At 58.7% G+C, this 23,419-nt stretch carries 25 protein-coding genes; 18 read left to right on the top strand and 7 right to left on the bottom strand.

Features of this window, described 5'->3' with window-relative positions:
- Positions 1 to 5 precede the first annotated feature (5 nt).
- The 4 genes from dnaJ to MRS74_RS00620 all read left to right on the top strand — a co-directional run bounded on the left by dnaJ (position 6) and on the right by MRS74_RS00620 (position 3,401).
- Entirely contained in the window at positions 6 to 1,133 is a 1,128-nt protein-coding gene (gene dnaJ / locus MRS74_RS00635) for a molecular chaperone DnaJ (protein ID WP_254578335.1), read from the top strand.
- Between the two features lie 50 nt (positions 1,134 to 1,183).
- The gene (gene cysE / locus MRS74_RS00630) at positions 1,184 to 1,987 is read left to right on the top strand and encodes a serine O-acetyltransferase (protein ID WP_254578334.1); all 804 of its coding nucleotides are present in this window, start codon (positions 1,184 to 1,186) and stop codon (positions 1,985 to 1,987) included.
- Positions 1,988 to 2,118: 131 nt separating this feature from the next.
- Positions 2,119 to 2,922 (top strand): 4-hydroxy-tetrahydrodipicolinate reductase, encoded by an 804-nt coding sequence (gene dapB / locus MRS74_RS00625; RefSeq protein ID WP_254578333.1) that lies wholly within the window; start codon positions 2,119 to 2,121, stop codon positions 2,920 to 2,922.
- A 167-nt stretch (positions 2,923 to 3,089) separates the two neighbouring features.
- On the top strand, positions 3,090 to 3,401 hold the full coding sequence (locus MRS74_RS00620; RefSeq protein WP_254578332.1) for a YqfO family protein: 312 nt from the start codon (positions 3,090 to 3,092) through the stop codon (positions 3,399 to 3,401).
- Positions 3,402 to 3,471: 70 nt separating this feature from the next.
- On the opposite strand, the gene MRS74_RS00615 is transcribed toward MRS74_RS00620, so the two are convergent.
- A complete protein-coding gene (locus tag MRS74_RS00615; RefSeq protein WP_254578331.1) occupies positions 3,472 to 3,684 on the bottom strand; it encodes a hypothetical protein in 213 nt (70 codons plus the stop codon).
- A gap of 106 nt (positions 3,685 to 3,790) precedes the next feature.
- Complete coding sequence (locus tag MRS74_RS00610; RefSeq protein WP_254578330.1) at positions 3,791 to 4,399, bottom strand: MarC family protein; 609 nt, start codon at positions 4,397 to 4,399, stop codon at positions 3,791 to 3,793.
- Between the two features lie 305 nt (positions 4,400 to 4,704).
- Between MRS74_RS00610 and MRS74_RS00605 the strand changes: the two genes are divergently transcribed.
- Complete coding sequence (locus tag MRS74_RS00605; protein WP_254578329.1) at positions 4,705 to 5,682, top strand: DMT family transporter; 978 nt, start codon at positions 4,705 to 4,707, stop codon at positions 5,680 to 5,682.
- A 196-nt stretch (positions 5,683 to 5,878) separates the two neighbouring features.
- Here the strand turns inward: MRS74_RS00605 and oadA are convergent, their stop codons facing one another.
- Together oadA and MRS74_RS00595 are read right to left on the bottom strand one after the other, a co-directional pair.
- A complete protein-coding gene (oadA, locus tag MRS74_RS00600; protein ID WP_254578328.1) occupies positions 5,879 to 7,672 on the bottom strand; it encodes a sodium-extruding oxaloacetate decarboxylase subunit alpha in 1,794 nt (597 codons plus the stop codon).
- Between the two features lie 128 nt (positions 7,673 to 7,800).
- Positions 7,801 to 9,216: an acetyl-CoA carboxylase biotin carboxylase subunit gene (locus MRS74_RS00595; protein ID WP_254578327.1), complete on the bottom strand. Its 1,416-nt coding sequence runs from the start codon at positions 9,214 to 9,216 to the stop codon at positions 7,801 to 7,803.
- A gap of 213 nt (positions 9,217 to 9,429) precedes the next feature.
- On the opposite strand from MRS74_RS00595, the gene MRS74_RS00590 reads away from it, so the two are divergent.
- Complete coding sequence (locus MRS74_RS00590; protein ID WP_254578326.1) at positions 9,430 to 10,392, top strand: LysR family transcriptional regulator; 963 nt, start codon at positions 9,430 to 9,432, stop codon at positions 10,390 to 10,392.
- Positions 10,393 to 10,595: 203 nt separating this feature from the next.
- Here the strand turns inward: MRS74_RS00590 and MRS74_RS00585 are convergent, their stop codons facing one another.
- A complete protein-coding gene (locus MRS74_RS00585; RefSeq protein ID WP_254578325.1) occupies positions 10,596 to 11,150 on the bottom strand; it encodes an NUDIX hydrolase in 555 nt (184 codons plus the stop codon).
- A gap of 142 nt (positions 11,151 to 11,292) precedes the next feature.
- Here MRS74_RS00585 and MRS74_RS00580 point away from each other — a divergent pair, with 142 nt between their 5' ends.
- The 3 genes from MRS74_RS00580 (at position 11,293) to MRS74_RS00570 (ending at position 12,594) form a co-directional block, all read left to right on the top strand.
- The gene (locus MRS74_RS00580) at positions 11,293 to 11,889 is read left to right on the top strand and encodes a CoA pyrophosphatase (RefSeq protein WP_254578324.1); all 597 of its coding nucleotides are present in this window, start codon (positions 11,293 to 11,295) and stop codon (positions 11,887 to 11,889) included.
- 193 nt (positions 11,890 to 12,082) lie between these two features.
- On the top strand, positions 12,083 to 12,274 hold the full coding sequence (locus MRS74_RS00575) for a DUF1289 domain-containing protein (protein WP_254578323.1): 192 nt from the start codon (positions 12,083 to 12,085) through the stop codon (positions 12,272 to 12,274).
- An 11-nt stretch (positions 12,275 to 12,285) separates the two neighbouring features.
- Complete coding sequence (locus MRS74_RS00570) at positions 12,286 to 12,594, top strand: MTH1187 family thiamine-binding protein (RefSeq protein WP_254578322.1); 309 nt, start codon at positions 12,286 to 12,288, stop codon at positions 12,592 to 12,594.
- A 35-nt stretch (positions 12,595 to 12,629) separates the two neighbouring features.
- Here MRS74_RS00570 and MRS74_RS00565 read toward each other — a convergent pair whose 3' ends face one another.
- Positions 12,630 to 13,916: an HlyC/CorC family transporter gene (locus MRS74_RS00565; RefSeq protein WP_254578321.1), complete on the bottom strand. Its 1,287-nt coding sequence runs from the start codon at positions 13,914 to 13,916 to the stop codon at positions 12,630 to 12,632.
- Positions 13,917 to 14,005: 89 nt separating this feature from the next.
- Positions 14,006 to 14,800 carry a cytochrome C assembly family protein gene (locus tag MRS74_RS00560; protein ID WP_254578320.1) on the bottom strand — a complete coding sequence of 265 codons (795 nt, stop codon included), beginning with the start codon at positions 14,798 to 14,800 and terminating at the stop codon, positions 14,006 to 14,008.
- A 177-nt stretch (positions 14,801 to 14,977) separates the two neighbouring features.
- Between MRS74_RS00560 and ffh the strand changes: the two genes are divergently transcribed.
- From ffh to MRS74_RS00515, 9 genes are all read left to right on the top strand, one after another.
- On the top strand, positions 14,978 to 16,369 hold the full coding sequence (ffh, locus tag MRS74_RS00555) for a signal recognition particle protein (RefSeq protein WP_254578319.1): 1,392 nt from the start codon (positions 14,978 to 14,980) through the stop codon (positions 16,367 to 16,369).
- Positions 16,370 to 16,547: 178 nt separating this feature from the next.
- Positions 16,548 to 16,799: a 30S ribosomal protein S16 gene (gene rpsP, locus MRS74_RS00550; RefSeq protein WP_067286204.1), complete on the top strand. Its 252-nt coding sequence runs from the start codon at positions 16,548 to 16,550 to the stop codon at positions 16,797 to 16,799.
- A gap of 24 nt (positions 16,800 to 16,823) precedes the next feature.
- Positions 16,824 to 17,351 (top strand): ribosome maturation factor RimM, encoded by a 528-nt coding sequence (gene rimM, locus MRS74_RS00545; RefSeq protein ID WP_067286205.1) that lies wholly within the window; start codon positions 16,824 to 16,826, stop codon positions 17,349 to 17,351.
- Positions 17,352 to 17,354: 3 nt separating this feature from the next.
- A complete protein-coding gene (trmD, locus tag MRS74_RS00540; RefSeq protein ID WP_254578318.1) occupies positions 17,355 to 18,104 on the top strand; it encodes a tRNA (guanosine(37)-N1)-methyltransferase TrmD in 750 nt (249 codons plus the stop codon).
- Between the two features lie 22 nt (positions 18,105 to 18,126).
- Positions 18,127 to 18,483: a 50S ribosomal protein L19 gene (gene rplS / locus MRS74_RS00535; RefSeq protein WP_067286209.1), complete on the top strand. Its 357-nt coding sequence runs from the start codon at positions 18,127 to 18,129 to the stop codon at positions 18,481 to 18,483.
- Between the two features lie 164 nt (positions 18,484 to 18,647).
- Positions 18,648 to 20,141, top strand: coding sequence for an aq_1923 C-terminal domain (locus tag MRS74_RS00530; RefSeq protein ID WP_254578317.1), 1,494 nt, complete (start codon positions 18,648 to 18,650; stop codon positions 20,139 to 20,141).
- A 7-nt stretch (positions 20,142 to 20,148) separates the two neighbouring features.
- Complete coding sequence (gene xerD, locus MRS74_RS00525; protein WP_254578316.1) at positions 20,149 to 21,084, top strand: site-specific tyrosine recombinase XerD; 936 nt, start codon at positions 20,149 to 20,151, stop codon at positions 21,082 to 21,084.
- A gap of 73 nt (positions 21,085 to 21,157) precedes the next feature.
- Complete coding sequence (locus tag MRS74_RS00520; protein WP_254578315.1) at positions 21,158 to 21,904, top strand: DsbC family protein; 747 nt, start codon at positions 21,158 to 21,160, stop codon at positions 21,902 to 21,904.
- A 204-nt stretch (positions 21,905 to 22,108) separates the two neighbouring features.
- Positions 22,109 to 23,410 (top strand): homoserine dehydrogenase, encoded by a 1,302-nt coding sequence (locus tag MRS74_RS00515; protein WP_254578314.1) that lies wholly within the window; start codon positions 22,109 to 22,111, stop codon positions 23,408 to 23,410.
- The last annotated feature ends 9 nt before the right edge of the window (positions 23,411 to 23,419 follow it).

The following is a 23,419-nucleotide window of genomic DNA, read 5'->3' as shown; positions in this document are numbered from 1 at the left end:
CGCTTATGTCCAAACGAGATTATTACGAAGTGTTGGGCGTGTCGAAAGACACGGCTGACCGCGATATCAAGAAAGCCTATCGGCGCATGGCGATGAAGTTTCATCCGGATCGCAATCCGGGCGACGCCGAAGCTGAAGACAAGTTCAAGGAGGTCAACGAGGCCTACGAAGTACTGTCCGATGCGCAGAAGAAAGCCGCCTATGACCAGTACGGCCATGCCGGTGTTGAGCAGGGTGCCGGTGGTCACGGTGGTTTTGACGGCGGTTTCTCCGATATTTTCGGCGATGTCTTCGGCGACATTTTTGGTGGCGGCGGCGGTGGCCGTCGTCGCAGTTCCGTGCAGCGTGGCGCAGATCTGCGCTACAACCTGGATCTGAGCCTTGAAGATGCCGTGCGCGGCGTCGAGAAATCGATTCGCGTGCCCACGCTGGTCGGCTGCGAACCCTGCAATGGCTCCGGCGCCAAGCCCGGCACCAGTGCCAAGGTCTGTGGTACCTGTGGCGGTAATGGCCAGGTGCGCATGCAGCAGGGCTTCTTCTCGGTCCAGCAGACCTGCCCGACCTGTCGTGGCGAGGGCAAGGTGATTTCCGAGCCCTGCGGTAGCTGTCGTGGTCAGGGCCGGGTCGAGCAGGTCAAGACGCTGTCGGTGAAGATTCCGCCGGGTGTGGATACCGGTGACCGTATCCGCCTGTCGGGCGAAGGTGAGGCGGGCAGTCACGGCGGGCCGGCCGGGGATCTGTATGTGCAGGTTAACGTGCGCCAGCATCCGATCTTCGAGCGTGACGGCCGCGACCTATACTGCGAGATACCGATCAGTTTTGTGGATGCGGCGCTCGGTGGCGAGCTCGAAGTGCCAACCCTTAACGGGCGGGTCAAGCTGCGGGTACCGGCGGAAACGCAAACCGGCAAACTGTTCCGTCTGCGTGGCAAGGGGGTAACCCCGGTGCGCGGTGGCCCTGTGGGTGATCTGCTGGTGCGGGTGATACTGGAAACGCCGGTGAGTCTCACCAGTCGCCAGAAGGAGCTGCTGAAAGATTTCCAGCAGGAAACCGAAGGTGGCAACAAGAAACACAGCCCGAAAAAACATTCGTTCTTCGATTCTGTAAAGCAGTTCTTCGAAGATATGACCTGATCAGGCCGGGCGTCTGAACGGCGCCTGTGCTTTGTATCCAAGGGGGAGCTATGAACTCTGTCGCCATAGAACCCGCCGCGCTCTGGGCCCGGCTTCAGCAGGAAGCCAGGCTTGAGATAGAGCGTGAGCCCTTTCTGGCAAGTTTCTATCATGCCGCCATTATCAGTCACAAGGATCTGTCCTCGGCGCTGTCGTTTTTACTGGCGTCAAAGCTTGCCGACGAGGTGATGTCGGCGGTTTCACTGCGTGAAATGATCGAGCAGACCTACGCCGACGATCCGGGCATTATCCACTGCGCCTGCCTCGATTTGATGGCCGTGAAAACCCGTGACCCTGCGGTCGACAGTCTCTGCACCGTGCTGCTGTACCTCAAGGGCTTTTCCGCACTGCAAACCCACCGTGTGTCCCACAATCTCTGGAAACAGGGACGTCGAGCTTTGGCGCTCTATTTCCAGAGCCGTGTCAGTTCGGTAATGCAGGTGGACATTCACCCGGCGGCGCGTATTGGCCACGGTGTCATGTTCGACCACGCCACCGGCATCGTTATTGGTGAAACCAGTGTGGTTGAGAACGACGTCTCTATCCTGCAAAACGTGACCCTTGGCGGTACCGGCAAGGACAGCGGCGATCGTCATCCGAAGATTCGCGAAGGCGTGCTGATCGCGGCGGGTGCCAAGATCTTCGGCAATATCGAAGTCGGTGCCGGCGCCAAGGTGGGCGGCGGCAGCGTGGTGCTGGAGAATGTGCCACCCCATACCACTGTGGTGGGTGTACCGGCCCGGGTGGTGGGGCATCCCGGCTGTGACAAGCCGGCGCTGGACATGAACCAGTCTTTTCCCAAGGACGGTTGCTAGGCAGCCTGTCGGACTTGACCGGTCGTAGCGAGGGAATGGCCGTTTTGAGTCAGTTTTTGGGCTCTTTTAAGGCGAATGGCACAGTGTTGCCACAGTTCGCTATCCCTTTTTCGACGATGGATTCTGTAAACATGATTCGAGTAGCAGTAACCGGTGCGGCCGGGCGTATGGGCAAGACCAATATCGAGGCGCTGCATCTGGCAGACGGCGTCGAGTTGAGCGCCGCCATTGTTGAGCCGGGCAGTTCGCTGTTGGGCGCCGATGCGGGTGAGCTGGCCGGGGTCGGGCGTCTGGGTGTCAAGCTTGTGGGCGACATCAACGATGTGCTGGATGACTTCGACGTGCTGATCGACTTCACCACGCCGGCTACCACCATGGATAACGTTGCTATCTGTGCCCAGCACGGCAAGAAGATCGTTATCGGCACCACGGGCCTCAGCGACGAACAGAAAGCGGAACTGGAGCTGCGTGCCAGCCAGATCGCGATCATGTTCGCGCCCAATATGAGTGTTGGTGTGAATGTCTGCTTCAAGGTGCTGGATCTGGTTGCCAAAACCCTGGGGGATGATTACGACATCGAAGTGATCGAAACCCATCACCGCCACAAGGTGGACGCACCCTCAGGCACTGCATTGCGCCTGGGTGAGGTGGTTGCAGAGGCGCTGGGACGGGATCTGAAGGAATGTGCCGTTTATGGTCGTGAAGGTCAGACGGGCGCGCGGCCGCGCAAGGAAATCGGTTTCGAGACCATTCGTGCCGGTGATGTGGTGGGCGATCATACGGTTCTGTTCGCCACCGAAGGCGAGCGTATCGAGATTACCCACAAGGCCAGCAGCCGCATGACCTTCGCCAAGGGGGCCGTACGGGCGTCCCTGTGGCTGGGTCAGCAGTCGCCTGGCCTGTACGACATGCAGGACGTGCTGGACCTGCGCTAGCAGTTTGGCCATGCCTGCGCTCGTATGTGTAGTGGCTGTACGTGGGATAAGAGGGGGAGCCTGACGGGCTCCCCTTTTTTGTTTTTTGTTTTTATTTGTGGCATCGATGTTTTTGGTCTGGCTCTGTGCCGGGCTGGCGCAAGAGTTGCCCGCAGGGGGATGGGTGTATGTACAAGCTGTGTTTTTATGTGCCGGATGAACAGTTGGAAAGCGTCAAGCAGGCGCTGTTTGACGCCGGTGTCGGTCGCATCGGTCGCTACGACAGCTGCTGCTGGCAAACCCAGGGCACGGGTCAGTTCAGGCCGCTGGCGGGCAGCGATCCGCATATAGGTGCAAGGGGTGCACTGGAAAAGCTGCAGGAATGGAAGGTCGAAATGGTGTGCGAGGATGCGCTGATTCGTACCGCTGTAGCTGTGCTGAAGCTGGCGCACCCCTATGAAGAGGTGGCCTATGATATCTGGCGACTGGAAGACATCTGAACAGCGCACCCAGGTCTGATCTGGTAGCAGGCATCCGCCGTGGGCCGTTTCTGCAGCTGTACGCTGACACTTACTGCCCGGTCTGCTCCATCTTCTGGCGATAGATTTCGTCGCTCTCCTGCAGGCGCTCGCGGATCATGTCATCGCTTTCCCGCAGTTTCTGATTGATCTTTTGTTTGTACTGCAGTGTCTGTTCGGTCTGGAGTGACACCGCGGAATCGCAGCTCTTCATGCTCACTACGCCTATCGCTATGATTGCCAGTACCATCATGAGCCGCAGCATCGTCGTCTGTCCTGTTATTGCTTCGGTGTCTGGAACCCGCCCGCGCAGGTCGCCCCCTGTGTTGAATACTAGACCGGCATGGGACTGAGGGCGACCGCCAGTGCGCTCAGAAGGCGTTGGCCTGGATAAAGCCGTGAATGCCAGTGAGTACGATCTGGGAGGCCATGGCCGCCAGGATCAGGCCGGTGACCTTGCTGAGAATATTCAGGCCGGTGCGCCCGAGCAGGCGCTCCATGGCGGTGGCCATGTGCAGAAAGCCCAGCAGGCAGCCCAGCGCCAGCATCATGCCGGCAATGCCAAATATCATGTCCAGCCCCTGTAGCTCGGCACCGTACACCAGAATGGCACCGATGGTGGCGGGTCCCACGATGGTGGGCATCGCCAGCGGAACCACGGCGATATCGTCGCGCTGCTCGTGGGGGATTTCGGCGTTGACGCGCACGCCATCGCGTACCAGGCTGACGCCGGACAAAAACAGCAGCACGCCGGCGCCTACGCGGAACGAATCCAGCGTAATGCCCAGGGCGTCAAACATGGGGCTGCCGAAGAAAAACAGCATCAGGCAGATAAAGAAGGCCGCGAGGACCGCGCGGTTGGCGATGGAGCGTCGCTCGGCGCGGCTGTCGTTGCGGGTTAGCGACAGGAACATCGAGACCACGAAAAAGGGTGCGAACAGGAACAGAAACTTGATCCAGGTGGTAACCAGCAGGCTCATTGCTACAGGGCTCAATAAATGGGGACGGCGCGCATCTTATCACGCTATACGGACATTCCCGTATCTATTGCTGACCTAGCAGCCTGTCGGACTTAACACTGATCTACTGCGAAAACGCCGATTTTGGCCACTTTTCGTACTCTTTTTCGTTAAATAGAACCACTATTCGCCTTAAAAAAGCCCAAAAACTGACTCAAAACGGCCATTTCCTCGCTACGACCGGTCAAGTTCGACAGGCTGCTAGCAGATCAGTAAGGCTTATGCAGCTGCAGAATAATTAACTTTCATTCGCCGCCGGGCGCGTTATGCTGCCCGATTTTACCGCCGTCTGCTTTCTCTGGTCGCCTGTTTTCGCGGCGCCACCATTGGGTATCGCCGTCATGTCGTCCCGTATCACGCCCATTCTCTGCCTGACCCTGGCCATGCTGTTGTGGGCCAGTGCCTTTATTGCCCTCAAACTGGCGTTCCGTCACTACGACCCCATGGTGGTGCTGGCCGGGCGCATGCTGGTGGCATCCTGCTGCTTTGTGTGGGTGTTGCGCCGCTTCGGGCCTGTGCACTACCGCGCCGGAGACTGGAAGCTTATCGGGCTGCTGATGCTGGCCGAACCCTGCCTGTATTTCCTGTTCGAGGCCAGTGCGCTGCAGTACACCAGCGCGGCTCAGGCCGGCATGATCACCGCACTGTTACCCCTGCTGGTTGCCCTGGGTGCCTGCTTCTTTCTGCGTGAGCGCCTGCGGCTGCAGGCCTGGCTGGGCTTTGCGCTGGCGGTCATTGGAGCGCTCTGGCTCAGTTTTGCAGCCCAGGTGTCGGATATCGCGCCTAATCCTTTGCTGGGCAACTTTCTCGAGTTGTGCGCCATGTTGTGCGCCATGCTTTATACGCTGTGCCTCAAGCGGTTGTCGTCGCGCTATTCTCCCTGGTTGCTGACGGCGCTGCAGTCGTTTTGCGGTACGCTGTTCTTTGTGCCGGCGCTGGCGGTGCCGGGGGTTGAGTTGCCAAGTGTCTGGGTTCCGGAGGCGGTGCTGGCGATCTTGTATCTGGGGCTGGTGGTCAATATTTTTGCCTACGGACTCTTCAATCTCGGGGTGTCCTGGATTCCGGCAAGCCAGGCGTCGGCATATATCAATCTGATTCCGGTGTTTACCGTTATCCTGGCCTATGTGCTGTTGCACGAAACCCTGAATTATCAGCAGCTGGCGGCAGCGGCGCTGATTATTGGCGGAGTAACGCTGAGTCAGTGGCCCGAGTCGCGGTCAGCGACCCGGGCGGTAGCGGGCTAGCAGCCTGTCGGACTTACCACTGATCTACTGCGGAAAAGCCGAATTTGGTCATTTTATGTGCTCTTTTTTGTTAAATAGAACCACTATTCGCCTCAAAAGAGCTCAAAAACTGCCGCAAATCGGTCTTTCCCTCGTTACGATCGGCCAAGTCCTACAGGCTGCTAGGGGAAGCGCCCCTGGGGGATAGCGCTGCGGTTTACTCGATTTCGATCAGAACCTCGCCCGGTGTCACGCGATCGCCCTTGGCGACATGCACGGCCTTGATGCTGCCGGCAACCGGCGCCTGCACCTCGGTCTCCATTTTCATGGCTTCAGTCACCAGGATCGCCTGGCCTGCCGTCACGGTATCACCCACGCTGACCAGCACATCGACGATGTTGCCCGGCATGGAGGTGGTGACATGACCGGGACTGGTCGCCTTGGCGCGCTCGCTGGCAGCGCCTGCCACATACAGATTCAGTGGTTCGAACACCACTTCCTCGGGCATGCCATCCAGCGTCATGAAGATATGCCGCTTGCCTGAATCCAGGGTACCGACACCGGTCACGGCAATCTCGTAGGTTTCGCCGTGCAGGTCGATCTTGAATTCGGTGGGAACACCTTCATCGACTGCGCGGGTCTTGCTCTCGATGCCCTGCAGTATCTCGGGCTGCAGGGTACCGTCGCGGCGCTCGCTGAGGAACTGACGGCCTATATCCTGGAACATGGCAAAGGTCAGTACGTCTTCCGGGCTCAGGGCAAGGTCTCCGATCTCCTTTTTCAGGCGCGCCATTTCGGGCGGCAGCTGGTCCGCCGGGCGGCCTTCAACGATTTCACCATTGCCGATGGCCTGCTTCTGCAACTCCTTGTTGACCTCCGCCGGCGGCTGACCGTAACCGCCCGCCAGATAGCGCTTCACCTCGTTGGTGATAGTGTTGTAGCGCTTGCCCGACAGTACGTTGAGTACCGCCTGGGTGCCGACTATCTGGGATGTCGGTGTTACCAGTGGCGGGAACCCAAGGTCTTCGCGCACGCGGGGAATCTCGGCGAAGACTTCGCGAATCCGTCCCAGGGCATTCTGTTCCTTGAGCTGGTTGGCGAGGTTGGACATCATGCCGCCTGGCACCTGGTTGATCTGTACGCCAACATCCTCGCGGGTAAACTCGCTCTCGAACTGGTGATACTTCTTGCGTACCTCTCGGAAGTAGTCGCCGATTTCCTGCAGCAGCTCCAGGTCCAGCCCGGTATCCCAGGGGGTGTCACGCAGGGCTGCTACCTGGGACTCGGTGGCCGGGTGGCTGGTGCCTGAGGCGAAGGCTGAGATGGCGGTGTCTATATGCTCGGCGCCGGCTTCGATGGCTTTGAGCTGGCACTGGGCGGCGATGCCGGCGGTATTGTGGCAATGGATAAAGATCGGCAGCTTGACCGCCTTGCGGATGGCCTTGACCAGATCATAGGTGGCGTAGGGCGTCAGCAGCCCGGCCATGTCCTTGAGGGCGATGGAGTCCGCCCCCATTTTCTGCAGAGCCTTTGCCTGTTTGACGAACAGCTTGGTGGTATGAACCGGGCTGGTGGTATAACAGATGGTGCCCTGGGCGTGCTTGCCGGCCTTCTTCACCGCCTTGATGGCGGTTTCCAGGTTACGCAGGTCATTCAGGGCATCGAACACGCGAAAGACGTCGATGCCATTGGCGGCGGCGCGCTCGACAAAGGCTTCGACCACGTCATCGGCGTAGTGGCGGTAGCCCAGCAGGTTCTGGCCGCGCAGCAGCATCTGCAGGCGGGTATTGGGCAGTGCGGCCCTGAGCTGGCGCAGGCGCTCCCAGGGGTCTTCCTTGAGAAAACGCACGCAGGCGTCAAAGGTGGCGCCGCCCCAGACTTCCAGCGACCAGTAGCCAACCTGGTCCAGCTTGTCGCAGATGGGCAGCATGTCTTCGGTACGCATGCGGGTCGCAATCAGGGATTGATGGGCGTCGCGCAGGATAACGTCGGTTACTTTCACTTTGCTCATTGTCTTTCCTCTGGGCCCTGCCAGGCGTAATGCTCAATTGCCGCCTGCAGTACCAATTCTTAATTCAGGACTCGCTTGTGGCCTGTGCTGCTTTTTGCGCCGCTGTTTTTACTGCAGCGCACGCGGGGTCAGAGTCCGGCATGGGCGGCGATGGCGGCGGCGATAGCCAGGGCGATTTCGCTGGGGTGGCGCTTTTCCGAATAGTTCAGCAGTTCCGGGTGGTCCGGAACAAAACTGGTGGTGAACACGCCGCTGCGAAAATCAGGGCATTTGAGGATTTCCTGATAATAGGGCGCTGTGGTGCGTACCCCCTGCAGGCGCATGTCGGCCAGGGCGCGGGCGCCACGGTCCAGGGCGTCTTCCCAGTTCAGCGCCCAGACCACCAGTTTCAGGCACATGGAGTCGAAGTAGGGCGGAATGGTGTAGCCGGTGTAGATGGCGGTATCGGTACGCACGCCTGGGCCGCCGGGGGCATAGTAGCGGGTGATTTTGCCAAAACTGGGCAGGAAGTTGTTTTTCGGGTCTTCCGCGTTGATGCGAAACTGCAGGGCGTAGCCGCGGTGCTGAATGTCCTGCTGGCGGTATTGCAGCGGCAATCCGGCGGCGATACGAATCTGCTCGCGCACTATATCGACGCCGGTGATCTGTTCGGTAATGGTGTGTTCGACCTGCACGCGGGTATTCATTTCCATGAAATACACTTCGTTGTTCGACAGCAGGAATTCGACGGTGCCGGCGTTTTCGTAGTTCACGGCGCGCGCGGCGCGTACAGCCAGCTCGCCTACGTAGGCGCGTTGCTCCGGTGTCAGCTGCGGGCTGGGGGCGATCTCGATCAGCTTCTGATTGCGCCGCTGGATGGAGCAGTCGCGTTCGAACAGGTGAATGGCTTCACCCTGGCTGTCGGCGAGGATCTGCACCTCTATGTGCTTGGGGTCCAGGATGCACTTTTCGAGGAAGACGTCGGCGGAACCAAAGGCCTTGGTGGCTTCGGAAATGACGCGGGGGTACTGGGCGCGCAGTTCCGTCGGGTTGTCGCAGCGGCGGATGCCGCGGCCACCGCCGCCGGAGGTCGCCTTGAGCATAACCGGGTAACCGATCTGCTCGGCCACGCTGAGCGCCTGCTTTAGATCGGTGAGGTTGCCGTCTGAGCCCGGCGTGACGGGAATGCCTGCGCTGATCATGCTGCTGCGTGCGGCGGTCTTGTCACCCATGCGGGAAATCACGTCGGCATTGGGGCCGACAAAGGCAATGCCGCGTTCGGCGCAGATACGGGCGAAGTCGGCATTTTCGGACAGGAAACCGTAGCCTGGATGAATGGCGTCACAGCCGGTTTCCACCGCGAGGCTGACAATACGGCGTGGATCCAGGTAGCCCGCCAGTGGGTCTGTGCCGGCGAAGTGAGCCTCATCGGCACGCTTGACGTGCAGGGCGTAGCGGTCGGGCTCGGTAAAGATTGCAACCGAGCGGATGCCCATTTCTGCGCAGGCCCTGACAATCCGGACGGCAATTTCGCCACGGTTGGCGATCAACAGTTTTTTGAACATTGAGTTCCTCCGTCAGCGGGAGCGCACATGCGAAGATGGAAGTGGTGCGCCTGTGACCGTTTTAAGGTAGTACAGCTGCAATGTTAATTAAAAATTGATATTTTTTTGTTTTTGTATAAATTTTGGCTTATACATTGTGTCAAAATCGCCCGGCAAGGGGATTGTTCGGTGTGAATCCGGTATTTCCCCGGTGTTAACTGTTGAGAGATTCGTATGGCTTACTCACTGCCACAGCTGCTGAACCGGCTGTCATTTCGTCAGCTTCAGGTTTTTTCGACGGTCTATCGTCTGAAAGGCTACAGTCGTGCCGCCGCGGAACTGGGGCTGACGCAGCCGGCAATTAGTGCCCAGATACGCCAGCTTGAGCAGGCGCTGGGACAGCCTCTGTTCGATTACGTCGGCAAGAAGCTCTATACCACTGCCGCCGGTGATCAGCTGGCGAGCAGCGTGCGGCAGATCTTTGGCGAGCTGGAACAACTGCAGATGCAGTTGTCGGAGCTTGAGGGTACGGTATCAGGCACTCTCAGTCTGGCAGCGGTCAGTACCACCCAGTATGTGGTGCCCCATCTGCTGTCGGGTTTTCTGAAGAAGTACCCCAAGGTTGAGGTCAAGATGAAGGTGGTGAACCGAGCCCAGGCTATCGAGCGCCTGGCGGAAAACCACGATGACCTGGTGATCATGGGCATGGTGCCGGAAGATCGGTCTCTCACCTTTATGCCTTTTCTGGATAACGAGCTGATCGCGCTGGTGCCGGCGGGGCACCCGCTGGGCAAGAAAAAATCGGTGTCGCTGGCGACCTTTCTGGCACAGCCACTGCTGCTGCGCGAACAGGGTTCCGGCACGCGTCGGGCGCTGGAGTCATTCTGTTCAGAGCACCGTGTGCCGCTGAACGGCTATATGGAACTGGGCTCCAATGCCGCCATCAAGCATGGTGTGCTGGCGGGGCTGGGGGTGGCGGTGATGCCGCGCCTCAGTGTGCAGCTGGAGCTGGATAATGGCCTGCTGCAGCAGGCCCAGGTGACAGGCTTTCCGCTGCGTCGATCCTGGTGCACTGTCTATCCGCGCAGCAAACACCTGACGCCGGTGGCGGAGGCCTTTGTGGCCTATGTGCGTGACAATCTGGCCCAGATCAAAACCCAGTTTGAAAACCTCTACGGCCCGCGCGGCCCCGAATAGTACCGGGAGCAAGGGGCTTGGTGGCTGAGGCTTAGGGGCTAGCAGCCTGTAGGGCTTGGCCGATCGTAGCGAGGGAAAGTCCGCTTTGAGGCAGGTTTTGAGCTCTTTTGAGACGAATAGTGGTTCTATTTAACAAAAAAGAGCACGAAAAATGACCAAAGTCGGCTTTTCCGCAGTAGATCAGTGTTAAGTCCGACAGGCTGCTAGCAGGCCATGTACTTGCCTCGGGGTGTGTTCAGTTCGAGGTGGCGCAGCGGGAAGCGGTTGTTGCGACGGTCTTCGAAATAGAACCGCAGGGCATTCTTGATGGTCTGGAACGCCAGGTTCTCCCAGGGAATTTCATCCTCGGTGAACAGTTCGACCTCCAGGGATTCTTCTCCCGGGCCAAATTCCGGCGTTTTCAGCTCGGCCAGATAAAGCATCTGCACCTGGTTGGCATGGATGATGGACGTCACTGTATAGAGGTCGCCAATCCTGACCTGGGCGCGGGCTTCTTCCAGGGTTTCGCGGGCGGCGGCCTGCTCGGTCGTTTCGCCGTTTTCCATAAAGCCGGCCGGCAGTGTCCAGTAGCCAATGCGCGGTGCTATGGCCCGCTTGCACAGTAGTACGCGATCACCCAGTACCGGCAGGCAGCCGGCGATGATGCGCGGATTCTGATAGTGGATGGTGCCACAGCGATCGCATATATGGCGCGGGCGATTGTCCCCCGGCGGAATACTCTGGCTGACGCTGTGCCCGCAATCGCTGCAATAATTCAAGGCATGTCCTCTTGTGGTTGCCTCCATTCTAATGGCAGGCCTTTGTCGGCGACAAGGCTGCTGGTCGCTGTGGTGTTTTGGCATTCATTTTTAGCCCCGCGGCGCGTTATCATGGCGTTATTATTCGCTGAAGAATGACGTCATGCTTGAGTTGCTGCGCCACCGCCTGGCCGACTACCGGCCACGTCGCCTGTTATCCGAACGTCCCAATGCCAGTGTGCTCATCGCCCTGACGGATGAGGCTGAACCTCAGGTTATCCTTACCAGGCGTGCCTCCCATCTGTCGACCCACCGGGGCGAGGTTGCCTTCCCTGGCGGCAAGCAGGACGAGACCGACCCGGATCTGCTCTATACGGCACTGCGCGAGGCGCAGGAGGAAATCGGCCTGGAACCTGGACTGGTGGATGTGCTGGGGCCCCTGGGGCAGGTTATGTCCAAGCATCAGTTGCAGGTGACGCCCTGGGTCGGGATAGTGCCGCAGGATGTGATACTTACGCCCAGCCTCGCCGAGCTGGAGAGTCTTTTCAGGGTGCCGCTGAGCTTCTTTATGGAAGACCGGCGCCAGCGTACCGATATTGTGCGTTTTCGCGGCATGACACACTATGTGCCGGCCTACGAGTATAACGGTTACGTTATCTGGGGCCTCACCGCTTACATGCTGGTGGAGTTGCTGAATGTCGGCTTTGATGCCGGTATCCCGATGAAGCCTCGCCCGGAACATGAGCCGGGTGGGTACTAGTGTACTGGTGCACTCTTGGTGGTGCTTTAGAGCGCGCTCATTTTTTCGCCAGCCAAGGCGTGAGGCACAGTCTTGGTGGGGCTACGGCGACAACGAACAACGTAGGATGGCGGAAAAAGGGGCCGTTATAATCTTCATATAGCGTGCAGCAGTACACTAGCTGCTTTTTTGTTGTAAAGAGTGTTGGAGTGTTATGGAAAAGGTTGAAAAAGAGCGCCCGATACGCAGCCCCTGTGTCGGCGCCTGCTGTCCGGGTGAGCGCAATCTGTGCACCGGGTGCCTGCGCAATGCGATGGAGATCGCGGAGTGGGGCGTACTGGATAATGCTGAAAAGCGCGCTGTACTGGCGCTGATCAGGCGACGCGAAAAGGGTGAAATCTGCTAGGAAGCCCAAGCATGAATGTAATGATCGATCTGTGTGTAATTCCCTTGGGCGTCGGGGTGTCGGTATCACCTCATGTGGCGGCTTGTCAGCGGGTGTTTCAGGATGCGGGTCTGAGTCATCAGATGCACGCATACGGTACCAATGTGGAAGGGGAGTGGGAGGCGGTATTTGCCGCTGTGCGGCGTTGCCATGAAGTGCTGCATGATATGGGCGCGCCCCGCGTCTCGACCTCAATGCGCGTGGGAACCCGTACCGACCGGGATCAGACCATGGCAGACAAGATCAGCAGTGTAGAGCAGAAGCTGGCGCCGGCGCAGTAGTTAAGCCGCTTGCTGTCAGCTGCGAGCGGCGGTGGTCAGGATTCGTTTTCGTCGTTGTGCGGGTTTGAGTGATAGCGGGTGACCCGCGCCGTCTTGATCAGGTTGTCGCTGATCTGCAGTGTTTCGAAGCGGTAGCTGTTCAGTTCCAGGCAGAGGTTGGCATCGGGAATGGATTCCAGATTCTCGGTGATCAGTCCATTGAGGGTTTTGGGCCCGTCGGTGGGCAGATCCCAGCCCAGACTCTTGTTGATCTCTCGAATGTAGGCCGTGCCTTCGATAAAGAAGCTGCCGTCTTCCTGGGGGTGGATTTCCTGATTACTGGCCTTGTTCTGGGCCGACAGCTCGCCGACGATCTCTTCCAGAATGTCTTCCAGTGTAACGATGCCGAGAATGTCGCCGTATTCGTCCACCACCAGGCCAATGCGGCGGCTTTCGTTCTGGAAATTGAGCAGCTGGGTGTGCAGCGGTGTGCTTTCGGGCACGAAATAGGCTTCACGCACCACCTGCAAAATGGAGGCCTTGGTGACCTGGCCCTGCTGAATCAGCTGGGCAAGGTTGCGCATGTGCAGGGTGCCGACGGCCTTGTTGATATCGCCGTGGTAAACCGGCAGGCGCGTATGGCTGGTGTGGGACAGCTGATACAGCAGCTGCTCCAGATCGTGGTCCAGGTCGATGCCTTCAACTTCGTTGCGCGGAATCATGATGTCGCTGACGGTGACATCGTTCAGCTCCAGCACGCCGAGCAGCATCGACTGATTGGTCTGTGGCAGCAGGGCACCGGCTTCGTGTACCAGGGTGCGCAGCTCTTCAGTACTGAGCAGGTGGTTGTTGCCTTCGCCTACCTTGACGCCGAACAAGCGCAGCAGGCTGTTGGTAATGCTGTTGACGACCCACACCAGCGGATAGGTGATCTTCAGCAGTGGCAGCAGCACATAGGACGCCGGGAACGCGATACGTTCGGGGAACATGGCCGCGACTGTCTTGGGGGAGACTTCGGCGAAAATCAGGATGATCAGTGTCAGGCCGGCGGTGGCGATGGCGATGCCGGCGTCGCCCCACAGACGTACGGCGATCACGGTGGCGATGGCGGAGGCGAGGATGTTGACGAAGTTGTTGCCGATCAGGATGACGCCAATCAGTCGGTCGGGCCTTTCCAGCAGGCGGCTGGCCTTGCGGGCGCCGCGGTGCTTGTTTTTCACCAGATGCCGCAGTCTGTAGCGGTTGAGCGACATCATGCCGGTTTCAGAGCTGGAGAAAAATGCCGAACAAAAGATGAGGAAGATGAGAATCCCGACGAGGGTGCTTATCGATGCGTCTTCCAAGACGGGTGAACCTTAGACTGGACAATAGGGCGTCCATTGTCTGGTCCGCCGAGGGGGCTGTCAAGGGAGCTGCGCGGGATGATCCCGGGCTAGCTCGGCAGAAAGAATTCTATGACCAGTTTCGAGCCGAAAAACGCCAGCATCAGGGCGATGAAGCCGCCTATGGTCCAGCGGATGGCGCGCAGGCTGCGCCAGCCCAGTAGACTGTGGCCGGCCAGCAGAATGGCGTAGACAATCCAGGCCAGAATTGACAGCGTGGTTTTGTGAATCAGGTGCTGGGCGAAGAAGTCCTCGACGAAGAAAAAACCGCTGACCAGCGAGGCTGACAGCAGAATGATGCCGGTCCAGAGCATTTCAAACAGCAGGCGCTCCATGGTCTGCAGCGGCGGCAGGCTGGCCACCAGGCCGCGGGTATGGTGCTGCTTGAGTGCCGTATTCTGCCGCCACAGCAGCAGCGCCTGCAGTGTTGCCAGCGTAAAGATGCTGTAGGCCAGTATGGACAGCAGAATGTGGGTGATCAGGCCGGCGCTGTAATTGCGGTGCAGGCTGGTGTCCGGGTCCAGGGTGGCGGTGAGCAGGGAAATGATGGCAAGGGGAAAGACGCCGATAAACAGGTTGTCGATATGCTGGCGCGAACTGCTCAGCAAAACAAGTGCCGCCAGCAGCCAGCTGATCTGGCTGCCGACACTGAAAAAGCCCAGGTTGAGCCCGGGGCCCTGGTGTATCACCAGGTACACTGCCAGTGCATGTACAGTGACACCGCACAGGCCCAGGCCGCGGATCAGGTTGCGTGCGGGTCGCTTTTGACCCTGCAATACCCGCCACTGCAACAGGGTTGCAGCCAGGTAGAACAGCACGGCAACAAGTATCGACGTCGGCAGCATCCGGGACCTCCATGGAAAGGCGCTAAGTGTGTCATAAAAAAGGGGGGTGTGAAATATGAGGTGCCGCCCTCTGGAGCCCTGCTGTATAATGCGCATCCTTTGAAAGTTCAAGGCGTCTCCCTCGCCGCTTCAGGGGCCCGATTCGGCCCGGCCGGTGGAGAAAAACAGAGGCAGGATATGTTTGAGAATCTGACAGATCGGCTCACGAAAACGCTCAAGACCGTTACCGGGCAGGCGAAACTCACCGAAGACAACATCAAGGGCACGCTGCGTGAAGTGCGCATGGCGTTGCTCGAGGCAGATGTCGCGCTGCCGGTGGTCAAGGAGTTCGTTAACAGCGTCAAGGACAGGGCTGTCGGCCAGGAAGTCAGCAAGAGCCTGACGCCAGGCCAGGTGTTCGTCAAGATCGTCCAGGAAGAGCTGGTCAAGATCATGGGCGAGGCCAACGAGAAGCTTAATCTGGCGGCCCAGCCGCCGGCTATCGTGCTGATGGCGGGTCTGCAGGGGGCGGGCAAGACCACTTCCGTCGCCAAGCTGGCGCGTACCTTGCGCGAGCGCGACAAGAAGAAGGTTCTGGTTGTGTCGGCGGACGTATATCGCCCCGCGGCGATCAAGCAGCTGGAAATGCTGGCCGGCGAAGTGGCGGTGGATTTCTTCCCGTCTAGCGCTGAGCAGGATCCGGTGGATATCGCGATGGCCGCGATTGCCCACGCCAAAATCCAGCATCATGATGTGGTGCTGGTGGATACGGCGGGCCGTCTGCATGTCGATGGCGACATGATGGACGAGATCAAGCGTCTGCACAGTGCCATCAATCCGGTGGAAACCCTGTTCGTGGTCGATGCCATGACCGGTCAGGATGCGGCGACGACGGCCAAGGCCTTCAGTGATGTGCTGCCGCTGACCGGTGTGATTCTGACCAAGGCGGACGGTGATGCCCGTGGTGGTGCCGCGCTGTCGGTACGTTATATCACCGGCAAGCCGATCAAGTTTATCGGTGTGGGTGAAAAGGTCGACGCACTGGAAGCCTTCCATCCTGATCGTGTTGCATCGCGCATCCTGGGTATGGGTGACGTGCTGTCCCTGATCGAGGAAGCCGAACGCAAGATCGACAAGGACAAGGCCGAAAAATTTGCCCAGAAGATCAAGAAGGGCAAGGGCTTTGATCTGGAAGACTTCCGCCAGCAGATTCAGCAAATGAAGAATATGGGCGGCATGGCCGGCATGCTCGACAAGTTGCCGGGCATGGGGCAGATGGGTCAGATGGGTCAGGTTGCCGATGCCGCCAAGGCGGAGAAGGGCATGCACCAGATGGAGTCGATCATTAATTCCATGACGCCCGGCGAGCGTAGCAATCCCGATATCATCTCCGGTTCGCGCAAGCGTCGCATCGCGCTGGGCTCGGGGACGCAGATTCAGGATGTAAACCGCCTGCTCAAGCAGCACAAGCAGATGGCCAAGATGATGAAGAAATTTTCCACCAAGGGTGGCATGGCCAAGATGATGCGCGGTATGAAAGGCATGTTGCCGCCGGGTATGGGCGGTGGTGGTGGCTTCCCCCGCATGTAATGCGCCGCCGGTGCTGCTTAATATTTATCCACAAAGTGCTTTTGTCGGGGCCGGGTTTGACGTAAAATCTCGGCCCTGATTTTGTAGGCCCGGTAGCTGCATGGGGTTAGTCCCGGTGTGGCCCGGATTTGAAACCGCGGGCGATCCTAAAACCCGCGCACATAAAGGGACCATGCACATGGTAACAATTCGTCTGTCTCGTGGCGGCGCCAAAAAGCGTCCGTTTTATCATCTTACCGTCGCCGACTCTCGCAATGCGCGTGATGGTCGCTTTATTGAGCGCGTTGGTTTCTTCAACCCGGTTGCACGCGGTCAGGAAGAAAGCCTGCGCGTTGATCTGGAACGTGTTCAGTACTGGCAGGAAAAAGGCGCTAGCCTTTCCGAGCGTGTTGCTCAGCTGATCAAAGAAGCAAAGAAAGCAGCTAAGTAACGCAAGGTCGGGCCGGGTCGAAGGATGGAAGACACAAGTTCTCTTATAACGCTGGGCAAGATTACAACTCTTTACGGCGTCAAAGGTTGGGTAAAGGTTCATTCCAGTACCGAACCGATGGAAAACATCCTGAACTATGCCCCCTGGCAGCTGAAGATCGGAAACGAAACAAAATTCGTCGAGATTGAAAGTGGCCGGGTTCATGGCAAAGGCCTGGTGGCCAAGCTGGCTGGAGTAGATGATCGGGACGTGGCACGGCTTTACTGCGGTGCTGAAATTCTGGTCGAACGCAGCCGCCTTCCTGAACTGGAAGCCGGTGAGTACTACTGGAGGCAGCTCGAAGACCTGCTGGTATATACCGAGTCCGGGCAGTTGCTGGGCAAGGTAGAGCACCTGATCGCAACGGGCTCCAACGATGTTTTGATCGTACGGGGCACCGAAGAGAGTATTGATCGCCGCGAGCGTTTGATTCCCTACTTGCCGGATCAGGTGATCAAGGAAATTGATTTGGTTAAGGGTAGCATTCGGGTCGACTGGGATCCGGAGTTTTAGGCGGTGTGGTTTGGTGTAGTCACCCTCTTTCCCGAGATGTTTGAAGCTGTTACGGCTTACGGGGTCACGGGACGGGCGGTGCGCAATGGGCTGATTGATGTCCGGTGCTGGAATCCCAGGGATTTTACTCTGGACAAGCACCGTACTGTCGATGACCGTCCCTATGGTGGCGGTCCTGGCATGCTGATGAAAGTTCAGCCTTTGCGGGATGCGATAGCGGCTGCGCGCAGTGCTGCTGGCGAAGGTGCGACGGTGATTTATCTGTCGCCCCAGGGGCGTCGGCTGGATCATGCCGGTGTGCGTGAACTGGCAGCACGGCAGAAGTTGATTTTGGTGGCGGGGCGTTACGAAGGTATCGACGAGCGTCTGCTGGAAACCGAAATCGATGAAGAGTGGTCGCTGGGAGACTTTGTCCTCAGTGGCGGCGAATTGCCGGGCATGACGCTGATTGATGCAGTATCCAGGCTGGTGCCCGGTGTGCTGGGTCATCAGAGCTCCGCTGCCGAAGATTCCTTTAGCGAGGGGTTGCTGGACTGCTCACACTACACAAGACCGGAACAGTTTGACGGAATGCAAGTACCCGAGGTGCTGCTGGGCGGTAATCACGAGGAAATCAGGCGCTGGCGCCTGAAACAGCAACTGGGCCGAACCTGGACAAGGCGCCCGGACCTGCTGGAAAGCCTCGAGCTGGATCGCGAGCAGCAGACGTTGTTAAACGAATACATCCGTGAGACCCAGAGGTCCGACGGTTGAGTACTCACTCTAGGAGCGAGCTATGAGCGGCAAAATCTCTATCATTCAGCAGATCGAAGCTGAGCAGATGGGTAAGCAGATACCTGAATTCGGCCCCGGTGATACCGTTGTCGTACAGGTTAAAGTAACTGAAGGCGCCCGTACGCGTCTGCAGGCGTTTGAAGGTGTAGTGATCGGCAAGCGTAACCGCGGCCTGAACTCTGCCTTCACCGTACGCAAGATCTCCCACGGCGTGGGCGTTGAGCGTACTTTCCAGACCTTCAGCCCGACTGTTGACAGCATTGGTGTCAAGCGTCGCGGCGACGTGCGTCAGGCCAAGCTGTACTACCTGCGCGAGCGTAGCGGCAAATCTGCACGTATCAAGGAAAAACTGGGCTGAGCCTTGGCTCACTTCGGTTTCTAAAAGGGCGGCCCTCGGGTCGCCCTTTTTGTGTTTGGGGCTTTAGTGGGTCTGTCGTTGGCCTGATAGCGATTTGTCGCTATGATGCCTAGTATTAAAATCTCTGTAAGCCGGTACTGACAGACTACAAAGGAGCTGCGGTTATGCGGAAGTTGTTTAGGTTACTGGGATTTTTACTGGTGCCGGCACTGATTGTCGGTGGTGCCTACGGGTATTACTGGTACCAGGTAAAAAGCTCCGCTGATCGCATGGTTGAGGCCGCGGCACCCTACGCAAAGATCACCTATGCGCGCGTTGTTGCCGGGCTCGATGGCAGTGCCGGCATTGCTGGCGTGCAGGTAACGCCGGTGGGTAGCAAGGATGCCGTAGAAGTTGGGTCTGTTCTGTTCCAGGCGCCAGATCCGCTGTTTTACCTCGATGCTGAGAAGACCCTGCGCGAAGGCAACTGGCCCGAGCACATGGGGCTGTCGATCAGTGGTCTGGAGATGAATCTAGATGCCGATTACCTGGCGCAGTGGGAGGCCATGGGGCAATCCTTTGCCGTACCGCAGCAAGGTACCGGCTTTGAAGCTCTCGCCTGCGGCGATGTGCAGCGCTTTGATCTGGCCACCACTCGGGCAATGAAGTACCAGCGCCTGAGCATGGATATGCTGGTGGCGATGGACTTTATGCCCCGTACCCAGTCGCTGCGTCTGCGCTCCGATGTCAGCGTCGCCGACATGGCGCAAAGCAGTTTTTATGTCGATCTATCCCTGGCCAGTCAGGTGCTTTCTATCGGCTCGCTGGTGCAGGCGCAGCCGTCCCTTGAACGCGTCTCGCTGGATTACAGCGACCTGGGCTACAACGCCAGGCGCAACCGTTTCTGTGCTCAGCGTGGTGGCTACGCGCCGAACGAGTATGCGCAGCGTCACAGCGACCTGGTGCAGTCCGAGCTCAAGCAGCTTGGCTGGTCGGTGCCTGATCTGCTGGTGAAAGCCTACGCGGATCTGCAGCAGCCGCGGGCCATATTGCAGCTGGCGGTTGAGCCGCCGCCGGGCTTTGGTGCTCAATCAGTGGCGACGATTTCCTCGCCGGAGGAGCTGCTTGATCTGCTTAATATCCGGGTGTCTGTTAATGGCGTGAACCAGGATCTGAGTGGTATCGACTGGTCGCTGGATCAGGCTGAAACCGTCGCCGCAAATGGCACTGGGGCTGAGGCTCTGCCGGGTGAGGCTGTGCAGGCTGAAGTACTGAGCACTGAAGAGCTGCCCGTCGAGCTGCTGGCGCCGCAGACCCAGGCCGCCGGCGTGGTTGAAAAACGTGCGCCACAGGAAGATCTGGTGGTGGAACTTGAGCAGTCCAGGCCGGAACCGGAGCAAGTGGCTGTCATTATTGACCCCGACGTGGTTCAGGTTATGCCTGGGATCGTGGTCAAGGCCAGGGCCGCGGAAAAAACCTTCAAGCCGACCTCGGTGCAACAGGTGAACGGCTATGCCGGGCAGAAGGTCAAGCTGCGTACCTATTTCGGGCGCCGTATCGAGGGCACTCTGGTGCGGGTGGCTGAGGGTAACCTTGAAGTAGAGCAGCGTCTGAGCCGCGGAGTGGCAGTTTTCCCGATTGCCGCTGACAAGGTGGCAGAGCTGCTCGTCTGGCGTTAACCGCACAGTGCAGGATGTAGAAGGCGACGGCCGCTTGCGCCGGCGCTCGCCGGATGTGGCTGATCAGCGCGACATAGAGCGCTATATCGACGCCCTCTGGCTGGAAAAGGGCCTCAGTGCCAATACGCTGGCGTCCTACCGGCGTGATCTCAGTCTTTTTGCCTGCTGGCTCAATGATCAGGGCGCGGTCTTGCTGGAAGCGGACCGTGCGCTACTGCGTCATCATCTCGACTGGCGGCTCGAAGCTCGGCTCAAGGCCAGCTCTACGGCGCGCTTGCTGTCCTGCCTGCGCGGCTTTTATCGCTACTGGATTCGCGAGGAGCGCCTGGCTGATGATCCGACGCTGCAGATCGACAGTCCGCGGCGTGTCCGCCCATTGCCCAAAACACTGACCGAGGACGATGTTGAGCAGTTGCTGGCGGCGCCGCCGCTGGATGACGCCCTGGGCCTGCGGGATCGCGCCATGCTGGAAGTGCTCTACGCAACCGGCTTGCGGGTGTCGGAGCTGGTCGGTCTGTCCTGTGGTCAGGTGAACCTGCGTCAGGGGTTGGTGCGGGTGATCGGCAAGGGTGATAAGGAACGGCTGGTGCCACTGGGTGATGAGGCGGTGCACTGGCTGCAGCGTTATCTGGCGCAGGGTCGGCGGGAGCTGATTGAAGCGGGTTCAGAGGTCCTGTTTCCCAGTCGGCGCGGGCAGCAGATGACGCGCCAGACATTCTGGCATCGTATCAAGCTGCACGCCGTGGCAGGGGGTATCGACAAGCCACTGTCTCCCCATGTGTTGCGTCATGCCTTCGCCACCCATCTGGTGAACCATGGCGCTGATCTGCGAGTGGTGCAGATGCTGCTGGGGCATAGCGATCTTTCGACCACGCAGATTTATACTCAGGTTGCGCAGCATCGGTTGCAGTCCGTGCACCGTCAGCACCATCCGCGGGGCTAGGGTTTTCAAGGAACTTATTAGTGCCTGTCTCGTCTGAGAAGGTCTATGAACATCGACTGATATTGAGGGTTTTATGCATAAATCTATCCTGGGTGCCCTTCTGGTGCTGGGCTTCAGTGGCACGCTCCAGGCAGCCGAGGCTGATGCCGGGGTCGCCGAGGTCATTGCTCAGCAGTTGATGAAAGTTGATGCACGTCTTCCGGTTGAATCCGTCACCGCAGCGCAGATTCCGGGGATCTATGAAGTGGTTCTGGGTACCGGCGAAGTGCTTTATGCCGACCAGAAGGGCGAGTACTTCATGCTGGGGCAGCTTTACAAGCTGAGTGATGACAAGGGCTTTGTAAACCTGACGGAAGAACGTCTGAATGCCCAGCGGGTCGCGCTGATCGGGGGTGTGGATGCAAAGGATCGCATCTCGTTCAAGCCCGAGGGTGAGGTCAAGGCGACGATAGCAGTGTTTACCGATGTCGATTGCCCCTACTGCCGCAAGCTGCACGCCGAGGTTCCCAAGCTGAACGCCATGGGTATTCAGGTGGATTACCTGGCCTTCCCGCGCGGTGGCGAGCGTTCCGCAGCCTTTGCCAAGATGCAGTCGGTCTGGTGTTCGGCGCCGGATCAGCGTGCCGCGAATCTCTCCAAGGTTAAAAATGGTGGAGCCATCGAGGCTCAGGTCTGTGATTCGCCGGTGATGGATCAGTTTACGCTGGGGCAGAAAGTGGGGGTAACCGGTACGCCTGCGCTGGTATTCGAAGACGGCAGTCTGGTGCCGGGCTACATGCCGGCGGCGCGCCTGGCTCAGATGCTCGGTCTGGCGCAGTAAAATTGCTTCTGAAGGTGGCACGGTTTTACCGTGTCACTGGTTGTCTGTCTGTCCTTCCCTGGTCTGCCGTTCGGCAAATTCATCCTGCATCTTCTGTCTATCCCTATCCAAGTCAGGTCCAACACCCGTTATAATACCCACCCATTTTTACCGCGGATGATGAAAGGTCATCCGGATCGACTCAACAGCGAGTGAGGTATTGATTTGAAACCGGTTAAAGTTGGTATCTGCGGTCTTGGCACCGTAGGCTGCGGCACCTTCAACGTGCTTCAGCGCAATGGAGACGAAATCAGCCGTCGTGCAGGCCGCGATATTGTCGTAGCCCAGGTGGGAGCGCGGCGTGAAAACCCGAACGCTGATACCCGCGGCATTGACATTACCGCCGACATTTTCGCGGTTGCGACCAATCCGGAAATCGATATCGTGGTTGAGCTGATTGGCGGCTATGACGTCGCCCGCAAGCTGGTGCTGACGGCGATCGAAAATGGCAAGCATGTCGTTACCGCCAACAAGGCGCTGATCGCCGTGCACGGCAACGAGATTTTTGAAGCAGCGCAGAAGAATAACGTGATCGTGGCTTTTGAGGCGGCGGTTGCCGGCGGCATCCCCATCATCAAGGCGATCCGTGAGGGCCTGGCCGGCAATCAGATCAACTGGCTGGCGGGCATCATCAATGGCACCGGCAACTTCATCATGAGCGAAATGCGTGAGAAGGGCCGTGACTTCGCCGATGTACTGGCCGAAGCCCAGGCTCTGGGTTACGCCGAAGCCGATCCGACCTTCGATGTCGAAGGTATCGATGCAGCCCACAAGCTGACCATCCTGGCCTCCATCGCATTCGGTATTCCGCTGCAGTTTGACAAGGCTTACACCGAAGGCATCAGTGCCATCACTCAGGATGACGTGACCTACGCCGACGAGCTGGGGTATCGCATCAAGCACCTGGGTATCAGTCGTCGTACGGACGAGGGTATCGAGCTGCGTGTACATCCGACGCTGATTCCCAAGCAGCTGCTGCTGGCCAATGTTGAAGGCGTGATGAATGCGGTCATGGTCGATGGCGATGCCGTGGGTCAGACGCTCTATTACGGTGCCGGTGCAGGTGCGGAGCCTACGGCGTCCGCCGTGGTGGCCGATGTAATAGACGTGGTACGCATGCTGGTTTCCGAACAGGGCCACCGTGTGCCGCATCTGGCCTTCCAGCCAAGCCGGCTGTTGGACCTGCCGGTGTTGCCGGTGGAGGAAATCCATACAGCCTACTACCTGCGCATTCACGCCATCGAACGTCCCGGTGTCCTGGCGCATATCACCAAGATCTTTGGTGACAGCGGTATCAATATCGAAGCCATTATCCAGAAGGAAACCACCGCCGAGCAGGTGCCGGTGATTATCCTCACCCAGCGGGTAAAAGAGCGGGTGATGAACGATGCCCTGGCCCAGGTTGAGGCGCTGGACGATATCCTTGGCAAGGTAACCCGCATCCGTGTCGAGTTGCTGAAGGATTGAGGAAACGAG

The organism is Marinobacterium sedimentorum (assembly GCF_024267675.1).
Taxonomy (GTDB): Bacteria; Pseudomonadota; Gammaproteobacteria; order Pseudomonadales; family Balneatricaceae; genus Marinobacterium_A; species Marinobacterium_A sedimentorum.
The sequence above is the reverse complement of the archived record's forward strand: the minus strand, read 5'-3'. Positions and strand labels throughout refer to the sequence as shown.

What these genes read in the sequence shown, in the direction of transcription:
- MRS74_RS00610 (WP_254578330.1), bottom strand. Translation starts at nt 4,399, where the DNA reads ATGAGCCTGCTGGTTACCACCTGGATCAAGTTTCTGTTCCTGTTCGCA.
- MRS74_RS00570 (WP_254578322.1), top strand. Translation starts at nt 12,286, where the DNA reads ATGAATGTAATGATCGATCTGTGTGTAATTCCCTTGGGCGTCGGGGTG.
- MRS74_RS00595 (WP_254578327.1), bottom strand. Translation starts at nt 9,216, where the DNA reads ATGTTCAAAAAACTGTTGATCGCCAACCGTGGCGAAATTGCCGTCCGG.
- MRS74_RS00590 (WP_254578326.1), top strand. Translation starts at nt 9,430, where the DNA reads ATGGCTTACTCACTGCCACAGCTGCTGAACCGGCTGTCATTTCGTCAG.
- rpsP (WP_067286204.1), top strand. Translation starts at nt 16,548, where the DNA reads ATGGTAACAATTCGTCTGTCTCGTGGCGGCGCCAAAAAGCGTCCGTTT.
- ffh (WP_254578319.1), top strand. Translation starts at nt 14,978, where the DNA reads ATGTTTGAGAATCTGACAGATCGGCTCACGAAAACGCTCAAGACCGTT.
- oadA (WP_254578328.1), bottom strand. Translation starts at nt 7,672, where the DNA reads ATGAGCAAAGTGAAAGTAACCGACGTTATCCTGCGCGACGCCCATCAA.
- MRS74_RS00580 (WP_254578324.1), top strand. Translation starts at nt 11,293, where the DNA reads ATGCTTGAGTTGCTGCGCCACCGCCTGGCCGACTACCGGCCACGTCGC.
- dapB (WP_254578333.1), top strand. Translation starts at nt 2,119, where the DNA reads ATGATTCGAGTAGCAGTAACCGGTGCGGCCGGGCGTATGGGCAAGACC.
- MRS74_RS00575 (WP_254578323.1), top strand. Translation starts at nt 12,083, where the DNA reads ATGGAAAAGGTTGAAAAAGAGCGCCCGATACGCAGCCCCTGTGTCGGC.
- rplS (WP_067286209.1), top strand. Translation starts at nt 18,127, where the DNA reads ATGAGCGGCAAAATCTCTATCATTCAGCAGATCGAAGCTGAGCAGATG.
- MRS74_RS00615 (WP_254578331.1), bottom strand. Translation starts at nt 3,684, where the DNA reads ATGCTGCGGCTCATGATGGTACTGGCAATCATAGCGATAGGCGTAGTG.
- cysE (WP_254578334.1), top strand. Translation starts at nt 1,184, where the DNA reads ATGAACTCTGTCGCCATAGAACCCGCCGCGCTCTGGGCCCGGCTTCAG.
- MRS74_RS00560 (WP_254578320.1), bottom strand. Translation starts at nt 14,800, where the DNA reads ATGCTGCCGACGTCGATACTTGTTGCCGTGCTGTTCTACCTGGCTGCA.
- rimM (WP_067286205.1), top strand. Translation starts at nt 16,824, where the DNA reads ATGGAAGACACAAGTTCTCTTATAACGCTGGGCAAGATTACAACTCTT.
- MRS74_RS00620 (WP_254578332.1), top strand. Translation starts at nt 3,090, where the DNA reads ATGTACAAGCTGTGTTTTTATGTGCCGGATGAACAGTTGGAAAGCGTC.
- MRS74_RS00605 (WP_254578329.1), top strand. Translation starts at nt 4,705, where the DNA reads ATGCTGCCCGATTTTACCGCCGTCTGCTTTCTCTGGTCGCCTGTTTTC.
- dnaJ (WP_254578335.1), top strand. Translation starts at nt 6, where the DNA reads ATGTCCAAACGAGATTATTACGAAGTGTTGGGCGTGTCGAAAGACACG.
- MRS74_RS00520 (WP_254578315.1), top strand. Translation starts at nt 21,158, where the DNA reads ATGCATAAATCTATCCTGGGTGCCCTTCTGGTGCTGGGCTTCAGTGGC.
- MRS74_RS00530 (WP_254578317.1), top strand. Translation starts at nt 18,648, where the DNA reads ATGCGGAAGTTGTTTAGGTTACTGGGATTTTTACTGGTGCCGGCACTG.